Origin of the sequence: Psychromonas antarctica (assembly GCF_022267535.1) — a bacterium.
Lineage (GTDB): Bacteria > Pseudomonadota > Gammaproteobacteria > Enterobacterales > Psychromonadaceae > Psychromonas > Psychromonas antarctica.
Window position 1 is genome coordinate 1 of the sequence record NZ_JAHNZV010000300.1, and the last position, 530, is coordinate 530.

The 530-nt window shown below is 35.3% G+C and carries 1 protein-coding gene; it reads right to left on the reverse strand.

The annotated features are described in order from the left end of the window. Positions 1–102: 102 nt before the first annotated feature. On the reverse strand, positions 103–252 hold the full coding sequence (locus tag KSO91_RS17565; RefSeq protein WP_238744303.1) for a hypothetical protein: 150 nt from the start codon (positions 250–252) through the stop codon (positions 103–105). Positions 253–530: the final 278 nt, after the last annotated feature.

Sequence of the window (530 nt, forward strand, 5' to 3'; positions counted from 1 at the left end):
TTAAGGTCTTTGGCTAACTCATTTGCGAGTGCTTGCAGTTTTTCTTTATTCATTGTGTTACTCATTATAATGGCCTTTGATAAGGTTATAGATAATGAACGTTTACACAATTCTTTTTACACCCTCATATTTAGCCACAATTGCACGAATATCTTGATACGCGTATTCAAGAAACTCCTTACTTTTGCTTTCATCCCTATTCTGCCAACCAATCAATAATTCAGTTGCATTATCTAACTCTTTTATCGACACCTAACACTCCTTGATATTCATCGTTAATAAAATGAATCATCATCTATTTCTCTGATTATTTCTAGTCATTCCAACTATTAATGTTAACTTATCTCGTTAATGCTCAATTCATTAAGGTTAAGTATGCAGAGCTCATTAACTGACGAGTAAGTAGTGAGCTTACGGCTGCATAGTTTGACTTGGGCGGTTAGCCCAATTCAGTCTTTTTTGGAAAGCAAGTCAGCCGTTACTCACTATTTTCTAGATAATTCCATGGCAGGTAATTTTCTGGGTTGGCT